Source organism: Gordonia sp. NPDC003950, from assembly GCF_053605205.1.
This window is the reverse complement of record NZ_JBSGIT010000004.1, coordinates 226,302-247,225: the sequence shown is the minus strand read 5'-3', so window position 1 is coordinate 247,225 and position 20,924 is coordinate 226,302. Positions and strand designations below refer to the sequence as shown.

General features: G+C 68.1%; 17 protein-coding genes. 9 read left to right on the top strand and 8 right to left on the bottom strand.

The window, feature by feature from the left end; all coding sequences use genetic code 11:
- Positions 1–92 precede the first annotated feature (92 nt).
- Positions 93–1,937 carry a flavin-containing monooxygenase gene (locus ACWETB_RS05565; protein ID WP_452209837.1) on the bottom strand — a complete coding sequence of 615 codons (1,845 nt, stop codon included), beginning with the start codon at positions 1,935–1,937 and terminating at the stop codon, positions 93–95.
- Positions 1,938–2,124: 187 nt separating this feature from the next.
- Here ACWETB_RS05565 and ACWETB_RS05560 point away from each other — a divergent pair, with 187 nt between their 5' ends.
- The 3 genes from ACWETB_RS05560 (at position 2,125) to nucS (ending at position 5,584) form a co-directional block, all read left to right on the top strand.
- Positions 2,125–3,339 carry a GAF domain-containing protein gene (locus tag ACWETB_RS05560; protein ID WP_452209835.1) on the top strand — a complete coding sequence of 405 codons (1,215 nt, stop codon included), beginning with the start codon at positions 2,125–2,127 and terminating at the stop codon, positions 3,337–3,339.
- A 40-nt stretch (positions 3,340–3,379) separates the two neighbouring features.
- Positions 3,380–4,822 carry a glutaminase A gene (gene glsA, locus ACWETB_RS05555; RefSeq protein ID WP_452209833.1) on the top strand — a complete coding sequence of 481 codons (1,443 nt, stop codon included), beginning with the start codon at positions 3,380–3,382 and terminating at the stop codon, positions 4,820–4,822.
- Positions 4,823–4,885: 63 nt separating this feature from the next.
- Complete coding sequence (gene nucS, locus ACWETB_RS05550; protein ID WP_348808256.1) at positions 4,886–5,584, top strand: endonuclease NucS; 699 nt, start codon at positions 4,886–4,888, stop codon at positions 5,582–5,584.
- A gap of 19 nt (positions 5,585–5,603) precedes the next feature.
- On the opposite strand, the gene ACWETB_RS05545 is transcribed toward nucS, so the two are convergent.
- Together ACWETB_RS05545 and mce are read right to left on the bottom strand one after the other, a co-directional pair.
- Positions 5,604–6,599: a hypothetical protein gene (locus tag ACWETB_RS05545; RefSeq protein ID WP_449744119.1), complete on the bottom strand. Its 996-nt coding sequence runs from the start codon at positions 6,597–6,599 to the stop codon at positions 5,604–5,606.
- 194 nt (positions 6,600–6,793) lie between these two features.
- Entirely contained in the window at positions 6,794–7,276 is a 483-nt protein-coding gene (gene mce, locus ACWETB_RS05540; protein ID WP_452209831.1) for a methylmalonyl-CoA epimerase, read from the bottom strand.
- Between the two features lie 84 nt (positions 7,277–7,360).
- On the opposite strand from mce, the gene ACWETB_RS05535 reads away from it, so the two are divergent.
- The 5 genes from ACWETB_RS05535 (at position 7,361) to ACWETB_RS05515 (ending at position 11,540) form a co-directional block, all read left to right on the top strand.
- The gene (locus ACWETB_RS05535) at positions 7,361–8,563 is read left to right on the top strand and encodes an acetyl-CoA C-acetyltransferase (RefSeq protein WP_452209829.1); all 1,203 of its coding nucleotides are present in this window, start codon (positions 7,361–7,363) and stop codon (positions 8,561–8,563) included.
- Between the two features lie 100 nt (positions 8,564–8,663).
- Positions 8,664–9,026, top strand: a complete 363-nt coding sequence (locus ACWETB_RS05530; protein WP_452209827.1) for a DUF3817 domain-containing protein — start codon at positions 8,664–8,666, stop codon at positions 9,024–9,026.
- Between the two features lie 13 nt (positions 9,027–9,039).
- Positions 9,040–9,351 carry a thiamine-binding protein gene (locus ACWETB_RS05525; protein ID WP_452209825.1) on the top strand — a complete coding sequence of 104 codons (312 nt, stop codon included), beginning with the start codon at positions 9,040–9,042 and terminating at the stop codon, positions 9,349–9,351.
- Positions 9,352–9,354: 3 nt separating this feature from the next.
- Entirely contained in the window at positions 9,355–10,578 is a 1,224-nt protein-coding gene (locus tag ACWETB_RS05520) for an MFS transporter (RefSeq protein WP_452209823.1), read from the top strand.
- A gap of 59 nt (positions 10,579–10,637) precedes the next feature.
- Positions 10,638–11,540, top strand: a complete 903-nt coding sequence (locus tag ACWETB_RS05515) for a tetratricopeptide repeat protein (protein WP_452209864.1) — start codon at positions 10,638–10,640, stop codon at positions 11,538–11,540.
- 453 nt (positions 11,541–11,993) lie between these two features.
- On the opposite strand, the gene glgB is transcribed toward ACWETB_RS05515, so the two are convergent.
- The 5 genes from glgB to ACWETB_RS05490 all read right to left on the bottom strand — a co-directional run bounded on the left by glgB (position 11,994) and on the right by ACWETB_RS05490 (position 20,519).
- The gene (gene glgB / locus ACWETB_RS05510; protein ID WP_452209821.1) at positions 11,994–14,315 is read right to left on the bottom strand and encodes a 1,4-alpha-glucan branching protein GlgB; all 2,322 of its coding nucleotides are present in this window, start codon (positions 14,313–14,315) and stop codon (positions 11,994–11,996) included.
- A complete protein-coding gene (locus ACWETB_RS05505) occupies positions 14,278–16,278 on the bottom strand; it encodes an alpha-1,4-glucan--maltose-1-phosphate maltosyltransferase (protein WP_449744114.1) in 2,001 nt (666 codons plus the stop codon). Before ACWETB_RS05505 ends, glgB begins: the two co-directional genes overlap by 38 nt.
- Positions 16,279–16,411: 133 nt before the next feature.
- The gene (locus ACWETB_RS05500) at positions 16,412–18,526 is read right to left on the bottom strand and encodes an ATP-dependent DNA helicase (protein ID WP_449744113.1); all 2,115 of its coding nucleotides are present in this window, start codon (positions 18,524–18,526) and stop codon (positions 16,412–16,414) included.
- A gap of 63 nt (positions 18,527–18,589) precedes the next feature.
- Positions 18,590–19,189: an isochorismatase family protein gene (locus ACWETB_RS05495; RefSeq protein ID WP_449744112.1), complete on the bottom strand. Its 600-nt coding sequence runs from the start codon at positions 19,187–19,189 to the stop codon at positions 18,590–18,592.
- A 61-nt stretch (positions 19,190–19,250) separates the two neighbouring features.
- Complete coding sequence (locus tag ACWETB_RS05490; RefSeq protein ID WP_452209862.1) at positions 19,251–20,519, bottom strand: nicotinate phosphoribosyltransferase; 1,269 nt, start codon at positions 20,517–20,519, stop codon at positions 19,251–19,253.
- A gap of 68 nt (positions 20,520–20,587) precedes the next feature.
- Here ACWETB_RS05490 and clpS point away from each other — a divergent pair, with 68 nt between their 5' ends.
- The gene (clpS, locus tag ACWETB_RS05485; protein WP_452209818.1) at positions 20,588–20,911 is read left to right on the top strand and encodes an ATP-dependent Clp protease adapter ClpS; all 324 of its coding nucleotides are present in this window, start codon (positions 20,588–20,590) and stop codon (positions 20,909–20,911) included.
- Positions 20,912–20,924 lie beyond the last annotated feature (13 nt).

Genomic DNA, 20,924 nt, shown 5'->3' with positions numbered 1-20,924 from the left:
TCGCGGGGCGGTGGGGGGTCACCGACCCCCCCGAGCCGGGGGGGGCGGTGGAACCGATACACGATCCCGGCGCCGCCGCCTCGGCCCGGCACTCAGCTGAGGTGATGCACCTCCTGCAGGCCGTACACGGGTGTGTCGATGCCCTCGAACCGCGCCTTGAGCTGCAGGGCGAGGTAGAGCGAATAGTGCCGCGACTGGTGCAGGTTGCCGCCGTGGAACCAGAGACCGGGCTGCTGGGTCGGCTTCCACATGTTGCGCTGCTCGCCCTCCCACGGGCCGGGATCCTTGGTGGTGTCCGATCCCAGACCCCACACCTTGCCGACGCGGTCGGCGATCTCCTGGCCCATCAGATCCGCCGCCCAGCCGTTCATCGATCCGTATCCGGTGGCGTAGACGACGACGTCGGCGGGCAACTCGGTGCCGTCGGCGAGGACGACGCTGTTCTCGGTGAGGTGATCGACGTCGCCGTGGGCGAGCTTGATGGTGCCGTCGGCGACGAGGTCGCAGGCGCCGACGTCGATGTAGTAACCCGAGCCGCGTCGCAGGTACTTCATGAACAGCCCGGAATCGTCGTCGCCGAAGTCGAGGTCGAATCCGGCGGCCTCGAGGCGCGCGTAGAAGTCCTTGTCGCGTTCGCGGATCTGATCGTAGAGCGGGATCTGGAACTCGTGCATGATGCGGTACGGCAGTGACGCGAAGGTCAGATCGGCCTTCTTCGTCGTCATCCCGCCGGCGACGGCCTGCTCGCTGTAGAGCGCGCCGAGGCCGATCTCCATCAGCGAATCCGACTTGACGATGTGGGTCGACGAACGCTGCACCATGGTCGTGTCGATTCCGTTGTCCACCAGTGCTTTACAGATGTCGTGGGCGGAGTTGTTGGCGCCGATCACCACGACCTTCTTGCCGATGAAGCCGTCGGGTCCCGGATGTCGGCTGGAGTGATGCTGCTCTCCGGCGAAGACGTCCTGGCCGGCGAAGGTGGGCACGTTGGCCTTGCCGGACATCCCGGTGGCCAGCACCAACTGATCGGGGTGCAGGGTCAGATGCTCACCGTCGCGATCGATCTCGACGGTCCACTTCCCGCTCTTCTCGTCGTAGGTCGCCGACTCGCAGGTCGTCTTGCTCCAGTAGGGCACCTCCATGACGCGCGTGTAGAACTCGAGCCAGTCACCGATCTTGTCCTTGGGTGCGAACACCGGCCAGTTCTCCGGGAAGGGGAGATAGGGCAGATGGTCGTACCACACCGGGTCGTGCAGACACAGTGACTTGTAGCGTCCGCGCCATTGATCGCCGGGCCGATCGTGGCGGTCGATGACGATCGACGGAACGCCCAGTTGGCGCAGCCGCGCACCGAGGGCGATGCCGCCCTGTCCGCCGCCGACGACGAGGACGTACGGCTGGGTACTGCGTCCGAGCGAGGCGTCCTCGTCGGCCTTGCGCTCGGCCCACGACCGCGTGTCGGGGTCCGAACCGTGCACCGCTCCCATGACACGGGTGGCGCCGGAGCGCTCTTCGTATCCCTTGAGTTCCTGCAGCGTGGTGAGCAGGGTCCAGGCCTGGTCCTCGCCGCTGTCGTCGTCGCGACGCAGTCGCAGATGTCCGACGCCACGACCGGTGGCCGTCTCGAACTCGATGAAGGCCGACACGACGCCGTCGTCGTCGGTGGCCGGTTCGCTGGTGCGCAAGCCGCTCGGATCGGTGTCGTCGAGGCGCTCGGAGAGCATGTCGGCGATCTGTTCACGGCCCTCGACGGTCTTGAGGTTCCAGGTGAACGAGACGAGGTCACGCCAGAAGCTGTCGGTGGCGAACAGTGCGGTCGCCGCTGCGATGTCGCGCGCGGCGAGTGCGGTCTCGAAGCGTGCGAGCCAGGCCTGCGCGCGCGCCTGCGGTGACTCGTCGGTGCCTTGCGCCAGATCTGGTTCGAGTGTCTGGGTCATCGTGTGATGCGCCTTTCGTGTGAGTGGAAGGGAATCTCGGTGCTCATGTGATCCACAGCACACGCCCCGACGGTGGGCGCGGGCAAGGGTTGCAGCCCGTTGCGGGACGGGTGGCAGGTCGCTGCAACCCCCTGCAACGCCGGTGGCCCTTTGCCAGCGGGATGTGACGGGGAGCACAATCGTGGTCGTGGCCACCTCAACACCAGCCGGACTCGAACCCGCGGTCGCCGCCGGCGACGATCCGCGGCAGTTCGCCGCCGTCCTGCACGCCGTCTACGACGCGGCGATGGCCGGCGACAAGCCGCCGGCCCGGCCGCGTCAGGTGATCAGCGACTCCTGGGATCGGGTGCTCGACGCCGGCGTCGACCCCGACCACGGCTCGCTGCGCAATCGCATCGGTACCGCCGAGGTCGCGGCCCGTCGCAGCGAATCGGGTCTGCACGCTGTGCTCGACGAACTCACCCGCGGACTCGACGCGGTGATCGCCGACGGCGACAACATCCTGGTGGTCGCCGACGCTCACGGCCACGTGCTGTGGCGCAGCGGCGCCAACCGCGTCCTGCATCGCGCCGACCGGCTCGGATTCGTCGAGGGGGCGTGCTGGGCCGAGGACGCCGTCGGCACCAACGCCATCGGCACCGCCTTGCAGTCCGGCCGGGCGGTGCAGGTGTTCTCGGCCGAACATTTCGTGCGCACGCATCACACCTGGACCTGCGCGGGAGCCCCGATCCGTAATCCACGGACCGGGTCGGTCCTGGGTGTCGTCGACGTCAGTGGACCGGCCGCGACGATCCACCCGACGACGCTGGCATTGGTTGACACGGTGGCGCGGCTGGCCGAATCGCAGCTGCGTGATCACCATCGCCGGGTCCTCGACCAACTGCGTTCGGTGGCCGCACCCATCCTGGCGCGGACGGCGGGACCGGCCATCGCCGTCGACACCGATGGCTGGGTGGCGGCCGTCGAGTCGGTGGCGCCGCGCTCCCGGCTGACCATCCCGCGGCAGTTGCACCCCGGGCGGGCGCACCTCACCGACCTCGGTGAGTGCGACGTCGAGCCGCTGCCCGGTGGATGGCTGATCCGCCTCGCCGACGCCACCCGGCCGTCGCGGCGGACCCGCGTGTCCATCGACTCCGACGACGCGGGCACCCTCATCCGGGTCTCCGGGGCCGCGGGCAGCTGGACGCATCGGCCGTCGCCGCGGCACGACCAGATCCTGCGCGTCCTGGCCGCACACCCCGGCGGGTTGAGTGCCGCGGCGCTGTCGACGAGTCTGTTCGGGGTGGACGATCGGACCATCACGGTGCGCGCCGAGATCTCGCGCCTGCGAAGGCGATTCGGCGGACTGCTGGCCGCCAACCCCTACCGGTTCAGCGACGGGGTCGACGTTCACCTCGGGTGAGGTGGTGGCATCGAGACGGTGATGCCATAGATTTCTTGGCGTGCCGATCTCACACGTCGATGGCTATCTGCGCCACATCATGGCCGACTGCGCACCCGATCGTTCCGGTGCGGTCGCCGACTACATCCCCGAACTCGCCGCCGTCGACCCGGACGGGTACGCGCTGTCGATGTGTATGCACGACGGCAACACATATTCCCTTGGCGATGCCGGCGTGGAATTCACCATCCAGTCGGTCTCCAAACCGCTGACCTATGCGATGGCGTTGTCGCGACTCGACATGGCGGTCGTCGACGCGAAGATCGGTGTGGAGCCCTCGGGGGAGGCGTTCAACGAGATCAGTGTGGATGCGCGGCGGCGACCGCGGAACCCGATGATCAACGCCGGTGCCATCCTGGCGGCGTCGTTGTTGCTCCCGCCGGTGCGGGATCTACCGGCGAACGCGGTTGACACGGTGTTCGGCGAGATTCTCGAGTTCTACTCGGCATGTGCCGGGCGGCGGCTGGCCATGGACGAGCAGGTCTATGCCTCGGAATCGGCGACCGGCTCGCGCAATCGCGCGATCGTCTACATGCTCGACAGCTTCGGGATGGTCGACACCGATCCCGACGCCGCACTCGACCTGTATTTCCGGCAGTGCTCGATCCGGGTGACCGCCGACGATCTGGCGGTCATCGGGGCCACCATCGCCGGTGGCGGGGACAATCCGCGCACCGGACGCCGCGTCATCAGCAACGAGGTCGCCCAGCGCCTGCTGAGCGTGATGACCACCTGTGGGATGTATGACGGCGCCGGTGACTGGGTCACCTCGGTGGGGTTGCCGGCGAAGAGTGGCGTCGGCGGCGGCATCCTGGCCGTGCTGCCCGGGCAACTCGGCATCGGGGTGTACTCGCCGCGACTCGACGAGCACGGCAACAGCGTGCGTGGCGTGGACACCTGCCGTCACCTGTCCCGTGACCTGGGCCTGCACATGTTCAACGTGACGCGCGAGAGCCGGGTGTCGATCCGCTCGGTGTCCACGGCCGCCGAGTTCGAGGTCGGAACGGAGTGGCCCGAGATCGATCGCAGTTTCCTGCGCACCTGCCGGGAGCGGGTGCGGATCTATGAGTTGCAGGGCGACCTGACGTTCGCCGGTGCCGAGCGGGCGCTGCGCCGGATCGAGAACGACATCGACGATTTCGACGTCGTCATCATCGAGATCTCCCGGGTGGGGGTGATCGACCCGGTGGCGCGCACCATGCTGCTCAGCATTCGCCACACCACCCAGACCCGCGGGCAACGAGCGATGCTCGTCGATCCCGACGGCGTGGTCCGGGCCAGCGTCGCCGCCCACCGCGACGACTCCATCGTTCCCGATCTCAATGCGCCGGAACAACTTCGGGGCCTCGATCCGACCCTGCCGCATGTGCATTCGACGATGGTTGCCGCCGTACGCGACGCCGAGGAGTTCCAGATCGAGCGCTACCGCGGCGACGAGGTCTGACGTCGCCCGACAACCGCACGTCGCTGACCGACGTGCCGACCGGCATGCCTTAAGCTGCCGGGTGTGCGTCTGGTGATCGCGGAATGCCAAGTGGATTATGTCGGCCGGTTGACGGCTCACCTGCCGATGGCCCGGCGGTTGTTGCTGATCAAGTCCGACGGATCGGTGAGCGTGCACGCCGACGATCGCGCCTACAAGCCGCTGAACTGGATGAGTCCGCCGTGTTGGCTCACCGAGGCGCAGGTTCCCGACGAGGTCGCCGACGCCCACGATCACGTCGAGGCGTACTGGGTCGTCGCCAATAAGGCGGGCGAGGAACTGCGGATCACCCTCGCGTCGATCGACCACGATTCGTCGCATGAACTCGGCGTCGACCCGGGCCTGGTGAAGGACGGGGTGGAGGCGCATCTGCAGGAGTTGCTCGCCGAGCATGTGGACACCCTCGGGCCGGGCTACACCTTGATCCGCCGTGAGTACATGACCGCGATCGGTCCGGTCGACATCCTGTGCCGCGACGCCGACGGGTCAACGGTCGCGGTGGAGATCAAACGACGCGGCGAGATCGACGGCGTCGAGCAGCTGACCCGCTATCTCGAACTGCTCAACCGGGATGCGACCCTGGCCCCGGTGAGTGGGGTGTTCGCCGCGCAACAGATCAAGCCACAGGCCAGGACCCTCGCGCAGGATCGTGGAATCCGTTGCGTCGTCTTGGATTACGACGAGTTGCGGGGCGCCGAGAGTACCGAGTTCCGGTTGTTCTGAGCCGGGGGACCGTCCGAGTTCAGGACGCGTGCTTTCCGACGTGCACCTGCGCGGCGTCCGAGAGCCGGCGGTTGAGTAACTCGACGTCGCTATCGGCCGACGCGGTGGTCAGCTCGGCGTCGACCTCGGTGGACAACTGGCCGGGCAATTCGGCCAGCCGGTCGGCGATCCGGGCGAGTTCGCCGAGGATCTCGTCACGTGCCGCGGTGGTCCGGGTACCCAGGTCGCGTGAGCGGGCCACGCGTTCGGCGGCGATGTCGCGGGCGGTGGTCTCGATGTCGGCGGCCAGTTGATCGGCGCGCGCGCGTTGGTCGGCGAGGTCGGCGTCGTGGCTTTCCCGCTCGCGCTGCAGCGTCTGGCCGGTGCGCAGGGTGAGTTCCTCGGACTCGGCCTGCGCCTTGGCGACGATCCGTTGAGCCTCGTCGCGTGCGGCGGACATGGTGGATTCGTGTTCGGATTCCATCGCCGCGGCCCTCTCGGCTCGGTCCCGGGCGGCCTGTTCGGCGTCGGCCGTCGCGGTCGCGAGGACCTTGTCGGCCTTGTTGCGGGTGTCGGCGGAGTACGTGTCGGCGTCGCCGACGATCTTGGCCGCCTTGGCCCGCGCGTCGGCGAGGATGCGGTCGGCCTCGGTGGCGGCGTTCTGCTGGGTTTCGGCGGCCTCCTGCCGGGCCACCGAGACCGTCTCGGCGGCTTCGGCGCCGGCGTCGGCGCGCATCTCGGAGGCCTCGTCGGAGGCCAGCTGCAGCATCCGCGACAGTCGTTCGCTCATCCCCTGGACAGTCGTCGGGGGGACCGAGAGTTTGTCGACCTCGCGCCGGAGCATCTCGATCTCGTCGCGCGCGTCGGCCAGGTGGGCGGCCAGCTCGCGTGCGTTGGCAGTGGCCGCATCGCGGTCGGCGGCCAGGACCCGCATGTCGGCGTCGATGCGCCGCAATCGATCTGCGACCTGCTCACGGTCGTAGCCGCGCATCACGACCGCAAAGGGTAATTGCTGCCTGGGGGCGGGAGCTGCCATGCGGCTCAGTCTAACGGAGGCCACCGACCGGACCGACCCGACGAATGTGCTGCCGGATCTGCGGGCTCCGGTCGGTGTCCGGTCACCTGTCGTGAGGTGCCCGGTGGCGTGTCAGTGCGACGACGACTCAGTTGCGACGACGACTCAGTTGCGACGACGACTCAGTTGCGACGACGACTCAGTGCGACGACGACTCAGTGCGACGACGACGCGACGGGCTCGACCAGTTCGAGGAGCACCCCACCGGCATCCTTGGGATGGACGAAGTTGATCCGGGAATCGGCGGTGCCGCGGCGGGCCTCGGGATACAGGACGCGCACGCCGGCGTCGGTGAGCCGGGTCATCACGGCGTCGACGTCGGTGACCCGCACGGCGAGCTGCTGCAGGCCGGGTCCGTTGCGGTCGAGGAACTTCGCGATCGTCGATTCCGGCGTCAGCGGGGCCAGTAGCTGGATCACCGCGCCCTCGGTTCCGGCCGGACCGATCATCGCCTCCCGCACGCCCTGCTCGTCGTTGGTCTCCTCGTGCAGGGTGACGAATCCGAGGTGATCGGCGTACCACTGCTTGGCGTCGTCGAGATCGGCGACGGCGATGCCGACGTGATCGATGGCGACGACGAGGTCGGCGATCACCGCGGTCGGCGATCCGGGGGTGGGGTCAGCTGCTGATGCGCTCATGGCCTAACGGTAGCGTTAGGGGTGCAAAACTACTTCACCGACCGCTCGGTAGGTGCCGCGGTCATCCTGTGTGGGAGGTCCTCCATGTCCACGACGTCAGATCACGCCTCGGTCATCGTTGCCGGTGCGCGCACCCCGTTCGGTCGGATGCTCGGCTCGCTGAAGGATTTCAGTGCGGTCGACCTCGGCGCGATCGCCATCAAGGCGGCGCTCGAGCGCGCGAAGGTTCCGGCCTCGGCGGTCGACTACGTCATCATGGGGCAGGTCCTCACCGCCGGCGCCGGGCAGATGCCCGCGCGTCAGACCTCGGTCAAGGCCGGCATCGGCTGGGACGTGCCGGCGCTGACCATCAACAAGATGTGCCTGTCGGGTATCGATTCGATCGCGCTGGCCGATCAGCTCATCCGGGCGGGTGAGTTCGACGTCGTGGTGGCCGGTGGTCAGGAGTCGATGACCCAGGCCCCGCACCTGTTGCCCGGCAGCCGCAGCGGCTTCAAGTACGGCAACACCGAACTCGTCGACCACCTGGCTTACGACGGACTCTTTGACGCGTTCACCGATCAGCCGATGGGTGCGCTGACCGAGCAGGGCAACGACACGAACGGGTTCACCCGCGCCGAGCAGGACGAGTTCGCTGCCGTCAGTCATCAGCGGGCGGCCGCGGCGTGGAAGGACGGGCTCTTCGGCGACGAGGTGGTTCCCGTCTCGATCCCGCAGCGCAAGGGTGACCCGATCGAGTTCGCCGAGGACGAGGGGATTCGCGCCAACACCACCGCCGAATCGCTCGGCGGTCTACGGCCCGCATTCCGCAAGGACGGCACCATCACCGCGGGCAACTCCTCGCAGATCTCCGACGGTGCAGCCGCGGTGATCGTGATGAGCAAAGCCAAGGCCGCCGAGCTCGGCGTCGAGTGGCTGGCCGAGATCGGCCCCCATGGTGTGGTCGCCGGCCCCGACTCGTCGCTGCAGCTGCAACCCGCCAACGCCATCACCAAGGCGTGCGACCGGGCCGGTATCACCCCTGCCGAGCTCGACCTCATCGAGATCAACGAGGCCTTCGCGGCCGTCGGACTGGCCTCGACCAAGGCGCTGGGCGTCGATCCCGCGATCGTCAATGTCAACGGTGGTGCCATCGCCGTCGGCCACCCGATCGGAACCTCCGGCGCCCGCATCGCCCTGCATCTGGCGTTGGAACTCCAGCGCCGTGGTGGTGGCGTCGGCGCTGCGGCATTGTGCGGTGCGGGCGGGCAGGGTGACGCGCTGATCATCCGGGTGCCCAAGGCCTGACCGGCACACCATGACGTCCGGCGATGGGCCGTGGCGCCGGTCACGGCCCATCGCACACCCCTACTACGAGATGTCGTAGACCTCTCCGGTCTTCGGCACAATGGATTCCATGACGCGTATCTTCGACCTGTCCACACCCGCCAAACGCTTCCGCTTCGTCGCGATCCTGGAGGCGATCACCTGGGCGGCGCTGCTCGTCGCGATGTTCTTCAAGTGGGTGCTCGGGCACACCGAGGCGGTCTCGGTGCCGGGGATGACGCACGGCATCGTCTTCATCGTGTTCGTGGCGATCTCCCTGGTGACCGCGCTCTCGCTGAAGTGGAGCCTCAAGGTCACCGCCCTGGCCCTGGCGTCGAGCATCCCGCCGTTCGGCACCCTGGTGTTCGAGTGGTGGGCCGCCCGCAACGGCCACCTCGCCGAACTGTCCGTGGAGCAGAATCCCGCCGCCGAACTCGCGGCCTGAGAGGAATCCGCCAGTGATCGTCGCGTTCAGCATCTCGCCGTCCGGAGGTGACGCCGTCGACGCCGACGGCGGGATGAGTGCGGCCGTCGCCGAAGCCGTCCGGGTGGTGCGCGCGTCGGGGTTGCCCCATCAGACGACCGCGATGTTCACCTACCTCGAAGGTGACTGGGACGAGGTGATGGCGGTGGTCAAGCAGGCCACCGATGCCGTCGCGGCACTCGCGCCCCGCGTCGGACTGATCCTCAAGGCCGATATCCGGGCCGGTCACACCGAGGGCGAGCTCGCGGGCAAGGTCGCGCGGGTCCGGGCACACCTGGACGATTGAGGAATGCACCGTCTGACGCGGGCGCGCGCGGCGGTCGCCACGATCTTCGGCCTCAACGGCTTCCTCGCCGCCCTATGGGTCGCGCACATCCCGGTGATCACCGAGCACACCGGGACCTCGCACGGACAGCTGGGCGCGATGCTGCTGCTGGTCGGTGCGACCGCGTTCGTGGGTATGCAGGTGTGCGGCCGCCTCATCGACCGGATCGGATCGCGGCCGACCACCCTCGTCGCCGCGATCGTGCTGTGCGGCGCGATGCTTGGACCGGTTCTCGCCACCACGCCCGGATGGTTGGCCGTGGCGCTGGCGGTGTTCGGATTCACCAACGGTTCGCTCGATGTGTCGATGAATGCCCAGGCCGTACAGGTCGAACGTGCCTATGGCAGGCCGATCATGTCGGCCTTCCACGGGTTCTTTTCCGTCGGCGGTCTTCTCGGATCCGGTGTCGTCGCGGTGGGTCTGTGGATGAGTTGGCCGGTGGTCGTCACGGTCGCGGTGCTCGGTGCGCTCGGAGTGGGTGTCGTCGCCCTCGTCGCGACGGGCCTGGTGGGACGCGACGTCGGGATGGTGGGGTCGTCCCCCGACTCGGCGCACGAGGACACCCCACGGCAATGGTGGCGCGAACTCGACCTGCGGCGGCTGATCTTCCTGGCCGCCGTGGCGTTCGCCGCGATGCTCGCTGAGGGCACCGCCTATGACTGGAGTGCCCTGCACGTCGTGGAGACCTTCGGGACGCGCGAGGCGACCGGGGCGGTCGCGTTCGCGGGATTCAGCGCGGCGATGATGGTGGCGCGTTTCGTCATCGACCCGATCGCGGCCCGGGTGGGCCCGGTGGCGGTGGTCCGATGGGGAGCGGTGATCGGCGCGATCGGCATGCTGATCGCGTTGATGCCGAGTGGGGAGGGCGCGCCCTCGGCGATCATCGCGATCCTCGGGTGGGCGGTGTTCGGTATCGGGCTGGCCGGGCTGATCCCACAGATCTTCACCGCCGCCGGAAACCTGACGACCCGGGCCGGCGGTCGGGCGATCTCGACGGTGGTCGGCTGCGGATACCTCGGCATGCTCGCGGGGCCCGCCGTGGTGGGGGCGATCGGTGGCGTCACCTCCCTGCGCGTGGGACTGATGCCGGTACTTCTCGCGCTCGCGTTCGCGGCGTGGGCCGCGGGCGTGGTGTCGGCCCCGCAGCCGGTTGAGAGTCGACGCCGACATGACACACTGGAGAGGTGAGCAGACCTTCTTCCCGAGCGCAGGCAGCCGCAGCACAGCAGGCCGCCGCCACCGTCGCCATGGCCGGCGCCGTCGACCTGTCGGCCCTCAAGGAACGAGCCGAGGCCCAACGTGCCGCGGCGCAACGGCCCACCCGGCCCGCCGAGGGTGGACAGCCCGCCGCACCGCACGGTGGCGCCGCCGTCGTCGACATCACCGAGGAGACGTTCGAGACCGAGGTCCTCGAACGCTCGACCCGGCAGCTGGTGGTCGTCGACCTGTGGGCCGAGTGGTGTCAGCCGTGTAAGCAGCTCTCCCCGGTACTGGAACGGATGGCCGCATCGTCGGGCGGTCGCTGGGTGCTGGCCAAGGTGGATGTGGACGCCAATCCGCGGATCGCGCAAGCCTTTCGGGCACAGTCGATTCCGATGGTGGTGGCCATCGCGGCCGGGCAACCGGTGTCGGCGTTCAACGGGGTGCGCAGCGAGCAGGAGATCGCTGCCTGGCTCGACGACATCCTCACCCAGGTCGGCGACACGCTGACCGGGGCGCCGGCGGCGGGTGCGGAGGCCGAGGCGACCGATCCCCGGATGGAGGCCGCCGAGGACAAGCTCAACGCCGGCGACTTCGACGGTGCGCTGGCCGATTACCGCGCCATCGCGGCGGCCGAGCCGCACAACATCGAAGCCGCCTCGGCGGCACGCAATCTCGAGTTCGTGCTCCGGGCGCAGGCACACGACCCATCGATCGTCGACAACGCCGCACCCGGCGACGTCGACGCGCAGCTCGCGGCCGCCGACGTGCTGCTGCTCGCGCAGCAGCCCGAGGCGGCCTTCGGTCGCATCATCGACGTCGTCCGGAGGACGGCCGGCGACGACCGTACCCGCGCGCGGACGCGCCTGCTGGAGTTGTTCGAGCTCTTCGATCCGGCGGAGCCCTTCGTGGTCGCTGCCCGTCGCAAACTGGCCAGCGCGCTGTACTGATCGGCCTGCCCCTGATCACAGATCCGCTCGTCGCGTAACGTGTGACGGAATCCACAGTGGTCCAGGTGGCCAGGGTGGATGTGGCCGTCGATGTCTCGGGGCAGCCGTGTCGGTGCCGGTGTCCGGCGTCGCGACGTTGACCCCGATGATGGAGGCGGCCACCACGGCGCCGGTCACCACGGTGATCGGCGGTCCCGTCCACTTGCGTGCCGTCGTCGATTTGTCACCCGGCGAACGTGCCACGAGATTCCCCAACGGTATCCGTCCCGCAACCGAGGTGGATGCGGGACCAGACCACCCTAACGGCCATCGGCCGTTCGCGCGCATGTCGGTGGCAGTTCACCCGGAGCGGCGCCGACAGTGTCACGAAATATGTTGTGCCACAAAGAGTTCTGACACGATCCAAGCGCGGTGGGCGTCGGGTATGAGCTACCTCATCGCGATGCGCCCGGGTCAGTCGGCGGCCGCCGGCGCCAACCAGATCGCCGAGTTGGCGGGCAACATGACCCGCGCCGACACCTCTCGGCCATGCCACGGGGTGTCATCGGTGACGACCGAACCGAGGTTGCCCTGGCCCGAACCCTCGTACGCCGCCGAATCGGTGTTGAGCACCTCGACCCACTCGCCGGCCACCGGCAGGCCCACCCGGTAATTGCTGCGGTCGGAGCCGGAGAAGTTGAACAGACAGGCCACCACCGACCCGTCCGAGCCGTATCGGAGAAAGCTGATGACGTTGTTGGCGGTGTCGTTCGCGTCGATCCACTCATATCCCGACGGTTCGGTGTCCTTGCTGTAGAGGGCCGGGGTCGCCTTGTAGATCCGGTTGAGATCGGTGACCAGGGCCGAGATACCCGAATGCAACTCGCCCTCCCATCCGGTCATCTGCTGCCAATCCAGGCTGCGGTCCTCCGACCACTCGCCGGTCTGGCCGAACTCCTGTCCCATGAACAGCAATTGCTTACCGGGATGCGACCACTGATAGGCCAGGAAGACGCGCACACCGGCGGCCTTGGTGAACGAATCGCCCGGCATCCGGCTCCACAGTGTGCCCTTGCCGTGGACCACTTCGTCGTGCGACAGCGGCAGCACGAAATTCTCGCTCCACGCATACATCATCGAGAAGGTGATCTCGTGGTGATGGAAACTGCGGTGCACCTGATCGCGTCCCAGATATCCCAGGGTGTCGTGCATCCACCCCATGTTCCATTTCAGGCTGAACCCCAGGCCGCCAAGATCGGTCATCCGGGTCACTCCCGGCCACGCCGTGGATTCCTCGGCGATGGTGACCACACCCGGGAAGTGTTTGGCCACGGTCGCATTGGTCTCCTGGAGGAACTGCACCGCCTCGAGGTTCTCGCGTCCACCGTAGATGTTGGGGCGCCAGCCACCCGCGGGGCGCGAATAGTCGAGGTACAGCATCGATGCGACCGCATCCACCCGCAGCCCGTCGATGTGGAACTCGGCGAACCAGAACAGGGCGTTGGCCACCAGAAAGTTGCGGACCTCGTATCGTCCGAAGTCGAAAATCAAGGTGCCCCAGTCGAGTTGCTCACCCCGCATGGGGTCGGCGTTCTCGTAGAGGGCGGTGCCGTCGAACCGCGCGAGGGCCCACTCGTCCTTGGGGAAATGGGCCGGCACCCAGTCGACGATGACCCCGATCCCCAGCGAGTGCAGATGATCCACCAGGTAGCGGAAATCGTCGGGCGTACCGAATCGGGCGGTCGGCGCATAGTACGAGGTGACCTGATATCCCCACGAACCGCCGAAGGGATGCTCGGCAACCGGCAGGAACTCGACGTGGGTGAAGCCCTTCTCGATCAGATAGTCACCGAGTTGGTCGGCGAGTTCGCGGTAACTCAGACCCTCTCGCCAGGAGGCGAGATGCACCTCGTACACGCTCATCGGTTCGCTGTTCGGTGACGACGCCGCGCGCCGGGCGATCCACTCGTCGTCGGTCCACGTGTAGTGCGACCGGGTCACCACCGAGGCGGTCGCGGGCGGTACGTTGGTGCGCTGCGCCATCGGATCGGCCTTCTCCCGGATCACCCCGTCGGCGCCGTGAATCCGGAACTTGTACTGGGTGCCCTCACCGACGTCGGGCAGGAAGACCTCCCAGATGCCGCTGCTGCCCAGCGATCTCATCGGCGCGGTGCGTCCGGTCCAGTCGAAGTCGCCGATGACGGCGACGCCGTGCGCGTTGGGCGCCCAGACGGTGAACGCGGTTCCGGTCACCTCGCCGTCGGGCGTCGTGTACGACACGTGCCGGGCCCCGAGGATCGTCCAGAGTTGCTCGTGCCGGCCCTCACCGAACAGATAGGTGTCGGTCTCACCGATGCTGGGCAGGAAACGGTATCCGTCGGCGACGACGAACTGGTTCGTGCCGCCGGCGCCGTCGGGATAGTCGATGCGATACCGGTAGTCGATGAGGCCCTCGATCGGCACCGCCACCACGAACAGGTCATCGGTCTGTGCCGTCATCGGGTACTCGGCACCACCGATGAGCGCGGTCACCGACTCGGCGTTCGGCCGCAACGTGCGCAAGATGGTGAATCCGGTGCCGGTGTCGTGGGCGCCGAGGAACGCATGCGGATCGGGGTGCGTCAGCGTGTCGAGTCGGTTCAGATCGTGATCGGAGGCGAATGGGTCGGGCAGGCCGCAGGCGGGGGAGGCGTTCGTACCCGTCGCCGGTTCGGTGGTGGGGGTGTCCGGGTTTTCCGGGGTGTTGGTCACGGTGTCCTCATCGAATCCGGTAGGAGAGTTGTTCTGCGGCAGCATGATCGAGCGGAGGCAAGGCGAGGATATGGGCGACCGCCCGTGACGGGACGAGTTGGACGAAGTTGGCCTGCCCCCAGGTGTACTCGTCGCCGGTGACCTCGTCGCGGACGCGGAAGTGGTCCTGCCAGTCGAAGCCGAGGGCGGGCATGTCCAGCCACAGGGTGGACGACTCGGTGCCGAATGGATTGAGGTTGACCACCACCAGAACGCGATCACCCGAGACGGCATCGATCTTCGAATAGGCGATCAACGCCGGGTTGTCGACGTTGTGGAAGGTGATGTTGCGCAACTGCTGGAGGGCGGGATGCCGACGGCGGATCGCGTTGAGTGAGGTGATCCACGGTTCCAGCGACTCACCGCGCGACGCCGCCGCCTTGAAGTCGCGGGGGCGCAGTTGATACTTCTCCGAGTCGAGGTATTCCTCGCTGCCCTCGCGGACCGCCTGGTGCTCATAGAGTTCGTACCCGGAATAGACACCCCAGGTGGGTGCCATCGTCGCCGCGAGCGCCGCACGCAACGCGAACATGCCGGGACCACCGTGCTGCAGGCTCTCGTGCAGGATGTCGGGAGTGTTCACGAACAGGTTGGGACGTGCCTCGTCGGCACGTGCGGCCTGCTCGCGGCCGAATTCCTCGAGTTCCCACTTGGCGGTCTTCCAGGTGAAGTACGTGTAGGACTGCGTGAAGCCGAGACGGCCCAAACCGTAGAGGCGGGCCGGTCGGGTGAACGCCTCGGCCAGGAAGAGCACCTCGGGGTGGCGTTTCTTCACCTCGATGATCAGCCATTCCCAGAAGTTCGGCGGTTTGGTGTGCGGATTGTCGACACGGAAGATCTTGACTCCCAAGGAAATCCAGTGCAGCGTCACCCGCAGGATGGCACCGTAGATCCCGGCGCGATCATTGTCGAAGTTGAGCGGATAGATGTCCTGATACTTCTTCGGCGGATTCTCCGCATAGGCGATCGTCCCGTCCGGGAGGACGGTGAACCAGTCGGGATGCTCGATCGCCCACGGATGATCGGGCGCACACTGCAACGCCAGGTCGAGTGCGATCTCCATGCCCAGTTCGTGGGCGCGGCCGATGAAGTAGGTGAAGTCGTCGGCGGAGCCGAGTTGCGGGTGGATCGCATCGTGGCCGCCGTCGGCGGAGCCGATCGCCCACGGCGAACCGACGTCCTCGGGACCGGCGATCAGAGTGTTGTTGGGGCCCTTGCGATTCACCCGGCCGATCGGGTGGATCGGCGGCAGATAGACGACGTCGAAACCCATGTCCGCGATGCGCGGCAGATCCTGTGCGGCGGTCAGAAACGTGCCGTGGACCGGGTGGCCCTCGTTGTCCCAGCCGCCCGTCGACCGCGGGAACATCTCGTACCACGACCCGAACAGGGCGCGTCGACGATCAACCCAGACGCGGTGGTTGCGACTCTTGGTGACCATTTCGCGCACCGGATGCCGGTGCAGGAGTGTCGCGACCTTGTCCGACAGCGCCGGCCGGACCCGGCCGGCGATCTGCGGTTCGTCCGAGCGCAGCATCCAGATCGCCTCTTCGAGGTGAGCGCGATCCGGTGGTGGGAGCTGATCGTGTGCGACGTCGAGAATCCTGGCCCCGATCTCCAAATCGTTGGCGAGATCGACGGTGCCCTGCCCGGCCTCGATCTTCTTGACGATGCCGGACTTCCAGGTGGTGAAGGGGTCGCTCCATGCCTCGATACGGAACGTCCAGAAGCCCTCGAGATCGGGGACGAACGCCGCGTTGAACTGATCCGGTTCGATCGACGGCGTCATCCGGACCTCGAAGATGCGTCGCCTCGGTCCCTCGATCCGCAGGGTCGCGCCGAGGGCGTCGTGCCCTTCGCGCCACGCCGTGGCGCTCACCGGAACCATTTCGCCCACAACGGCTTTGCCTGGATTCGCACCTGCCGATACGAGTGGTTGGATGTCGTCGATGCCCATCCGGCCGATCACTCGCGGCTCCCTTCTCACGCAGGCCGCGACTCCGGCCGGATGCGTCGTTGCTGTTGAACACCGTGCTGGGCGCGCCCACCGGTGACCGCGCCTGAACTCATTGTGACGTGGTTGCGGGCCGCGCGTCCGGAGATCAGCGTACGGGCACCGCGGTCAGCCTGCCGAGTGCCGAACGCACCACCGCCGGATCGGTGGTCCGCCAGAACGGCGGCAGGGATGCGGCCAGGTATCCGCCGTAGCCCGCGGTGGCCAGGCGCGAGTCGAGCACCGCGACCACACCCCGGTCGTCCACCGACCGCAGCAGCCGCCCGGCGCCCTGGGCCAGGAGTAGCGCCGCATGATTGGCGGCGACCGACAGAAAGCCGTTACCGCCGCGGGCGTCGACGGCGCGTTGCCGCGCGGTCGACAACGGGTCGTCGGGCCGCGGGAAGGGGATGCGGTCGATGAGCACCAGACTCAGCGACGGACCCGGGACATCGACTCCCTGCCACAGTGACAGCGTCCCGAACAGACAGGTCGCCGGGTCCTCGGCGAACCGACGCACCAGCGTCGAGGTGGTGTCGTCGCCCTGACACAGGATCGGCACCGAGCAGCGATCGGTCAGGGCGTCGGCGGCCTCGCGGGCGGCGCGCATCGACGAGAACAGTCCGAGGGTGCGTCCACCCGCGGCGGCGATGAGTTGCTCCATCTCCTCCAGGGTCCGCGGGGCGAGGCCGTCACGCCCGGGTCTGGGCAGATGCCGGGCGACGTAGAGGATCGCCGAACGCGGATAATCGAACGGTGAACCGGCGTCCATCCCGGTCCACCGCACCGGCCCGGAATCCGACGGCGCCGCCTTCCCAGTCGCGGTGACCTCCCGCGCGGAGCCGGTCGATGTCGCCGCGTCGATCTTCGCTGCGTCGATGTCGTCGGCGGCGGGGGTGTCGGCGCCGCGACCGGCCGCGGGCAATCCCCAGGTGGCGGCCAGGGCGTCGAAGGAGCCACCGATGGTCAGGGTCGCCGACGTCAGGATCACCGTCGCGGTGCTGAACAGGGTGGCGCGTAACAGCCCACCCACCGACAGCGGGGCGATGTGCAGCACCGGACGGGTGGTGGCCGACGCTCCCCGTCCGACCCGTTCGGCCGCGACCCACACCACGTCGCGACGTTTGGCCACATCGGGTTCGCCGAAGGTGTCCAGCAGGCGGACGATGGTGTCGTGCAGGTCGTCGAGGCCGGTCAGGGCCGCCGACCGCGCGGCGGCATCCTCACCGCTCATCCCGGTGCCGCGCACCGGCCCGATCGCCGAGCGGGCCGCCCACAAGCGGTCCCGCAACGCGGTCAGCATGGTGCCCGCCGACACCGGCAGTCGCGTCCACTCACCCGGCGGACACTCCTCGAGCAGCGCACCGATCTGGTCGCCGGCGCCGAGCAGCGCGTCGGTGGTCTCCTCGTCGATGAGCTTGCCGACGCGGCGCGACAGGTTGGCGACCGCCGCCGCCGACACCTCGGCGGTGCTGACGGCGGTGATCCGGTCGACGAGCTCGTGCGCCTCGTCCACGATGACGACGTCGTGTTCGGGCAGGATGTTGGCCGGGCTCATCGCATTGATGGCGAGCATCGCGTGATTGGTCACCACGACGTCGACCTGGCCACTCGCGCGCCGTGCGCGTTCGGCGAAGCAGTCCTCGGCATACGAGCAGTTCGCGGCCCCCAGACATTCGCGAGCCGACACACTCACCTGCCGCCATGAGCGGTCGGAGACCCCGGGGGTCAGGTCGTCACGGTCACCGGTCTCGGTGTCGGAGGTCCACTCCCGCAGCCGGGTCACCTCGCGGCCGGTCCGCGACAGTTCGAACGCGTCGAACAGTTCGGTGTCCGGCTCCTCGACGGTGCCCGCGTGGATCTTGTGCAGGCACAGATAGTTGGCGCGGCCCTTGAGGATCGCGAAGGTGGGCCGCCGGCCGAGCGGACCGGCAAGCGCGTCGGCCAGTCGCGGCAGGTCGCGTTCGACGAGTTGGCGTTGCAGCGCGATCGTGGCGGTCGAGACGATGACGGTGTGCCCGCTGGCGACGGCATGACGGATCGCCGGGACCAGATACGCCAGGGATTTGCCGGTGCCGGTGCCGGCCTGCACCGCCAGGTGTTCACCGACGTCGATGGCGTGATCGACGGCGGTGGCCATCCGCACCTGCCCGTCGCGTCGGGCACCGGAGACGGCGGTGACGGCGGCGTCGAGAAGATCGGTCACCGAGGGGAGTTCAGGCATGAGTGAGTCTGTCAGGTGTTTCGCGGCGGTGGGCGTCGATGACGGCAGGCTGTGGATGAAAGATCAGGATCCGGCGCCACCGTAGAGCAGGTCGCCGGACACCTCGACGCCCGCTGCCCGCATCTCGGCGAGCGCGGAGGTCGCCGTGTCGGCGGCCACCGCGGCGGTGAAGTTCAGCAGCACCCGGGTGGCGAAACCGGCCTTAGCGGCGTCGAGGGCGGTCGCCCGGACACAGTGGTCGGTCGCGATCCCGACCACATCGACGGAGTGAACGCCCTTGTCGCGCAACCAGTGTTCCAGTGTCACGCCGTCGTCGTCGGCGCCCTCGAATCCGGAATAGGCGGCCGAGTACTCACCCTTGGAGAACACGTCGGCGACCGTCGAGGTGTCCAGGCCGGGGGAGAAGGCGACGCCGTCGGTGCCGACGCGGCAATGCGGTGGCCACGAGTCGACGAAGTCGGGTTTCTCGGAGAAGTGCGAGCCCGGATCGATGTGGTGGTCGCGGGTGGCCACCACCGTCGAGTACTCGCCGAGAATGGTGTTGATCGCCTGGGCGACGGCGTTGCCACCGGCCACGCCCAGTGCGCCACCCTCGCAGAAATCGTTCTGGACGTCGACGATGATGAGGGCGTCGGCGGCGGTGTCGGAGGTCGGGCTGGACATGGCTCTCCTCGGGGCTGGAGGTCGGACGGCGGGGCGGACGGGGCTCACACGCGAGTGTGGCTCACCCGGGCGGCGTGGGGAGAACGAAACGGGTCGGGACGGCCGGATCGCCGTGGGACAACCCGAGACCCTCCCAGGGCAGACTCACCAGACCCCGCGCGAGATGGTCGCGGGAATCGGTCAGCGTCGGCAGCTCGTCGACGGGTTTGCCGTCGCGGACCAAGGGGATCTGCAGATCCCGTGATATCAGCCCGGTGGCCGTGGGAGCGGGGGTCCCGGTGCGGTAGACGACCTCTTCGACGATCGTCCCGCTGGGTCGGGCGGTGCGGATCGCCGTCTTGGCACCGCCCTGCGATTCCTTGTGGCTGGACCGTTTGGCCACCGGGATCCCGTCGACCTCGACGAGCTTGTAGACCATGCCGGCCGTCGGCGCGCCGGAACCGGTGACCAGCGACGTGCCGACGCCGTAGATGTCGACGGGCTCGGCCCGCAGCGACGCGATGGCGTACTCGTCGAGGTCACCGGACACGACGATCTTGGTCTTCGTCGCGCCGAGCGAGTCCAGTTGCTCGCGCACCTGGCGGGCCAGGACACCGAGGTCGCCGGAATCGATGCGGACCGCGCCGAGTTCGGGCCCTGCGACGGCGATCGCATTGGCGACGCCCTGGGTGATGTCGTAGGTGTCCACCAACAGGGTGGTGCCGACGCCGAGCGCCTCGATCTGCGCGGCGAACGCGGCCTTCTCGTCGGGTCCGTCGGGGCCGGAGAACCCGAGCGTGAAGGCGTGCGCCGCGGTGCCGGCGCTGGGCACACCGTAGGTCCGTGCCGCCTCGAGATTCGACGTCGCCGACAGGCCGGCGATGTAGGCGGCGCGGGCCGAGGACACCGCGGCTCGTTCATGGGTGCGCCGGGATCCCATCTCGATGATCGGCCGGCTGCCTGCCGCGCTCACCATGCGCGCCGCGGCGGAGGCGATCGCACTGTCGTGGTTGAGGATCGACAGGATCAGGGTCTCGAGGAGCACTCCCTCGACGAAGCTCGCGCGCACGGTGAGGATCGGCGAGCCCGGGAAGTACAGCTCGCCTTCGCGGTAGCCGTCGATGTCGCCGGAGAACCGGTAGTCGCGCAGCCAGGCGACGGTGTCGGCGTCGCAGAACTTCTCGATGACCGCGATCTCGTCGTCGCCGAACCGGAAGCGGGCTAGTTCGTCGAGGACGCGACCGGTGCCGGCGACGACACCGAACCGGCGGCCATCGGGCAGACGCCTGGCGAACACCTCGAAGACACATTGTCGATGGGCGATCGGCTGGCGCAGCGCAGCCGAGACCATGGTGACCTCGTAGTGATCGGTCAGCAGGGCGGTGTTGTCCACGGTGGTGATCCCTTACCCTTGGAGGTATGGCGCCTGACGTATTGCGTGCGCACGAGGCTACTCCGGGTGGTGCGACGGTCGCGGAACCGACCGCCGCCGAGAACGTCGCTGATCTCGACCGGCCCTGGATGACGATCGTCTGGGACGATCCGGTCAACCTGATGCGCTATGTGACCTTCGTGTTCCAGAAGATCTTCGGCTACTCCGAATCCCGGGCCAATCAACTGATGATGCAGGTGCACACCGAGGGCAAGGCCGTGGTGTCCAGCGGGGATCGCGACAAGGTCGAGTCCGACGTCCGGAAGCTGCACGCGGCCGGCCTGTGGGCCACGATGCAGCGCGACTGCTGAGCGGGCCGGGATC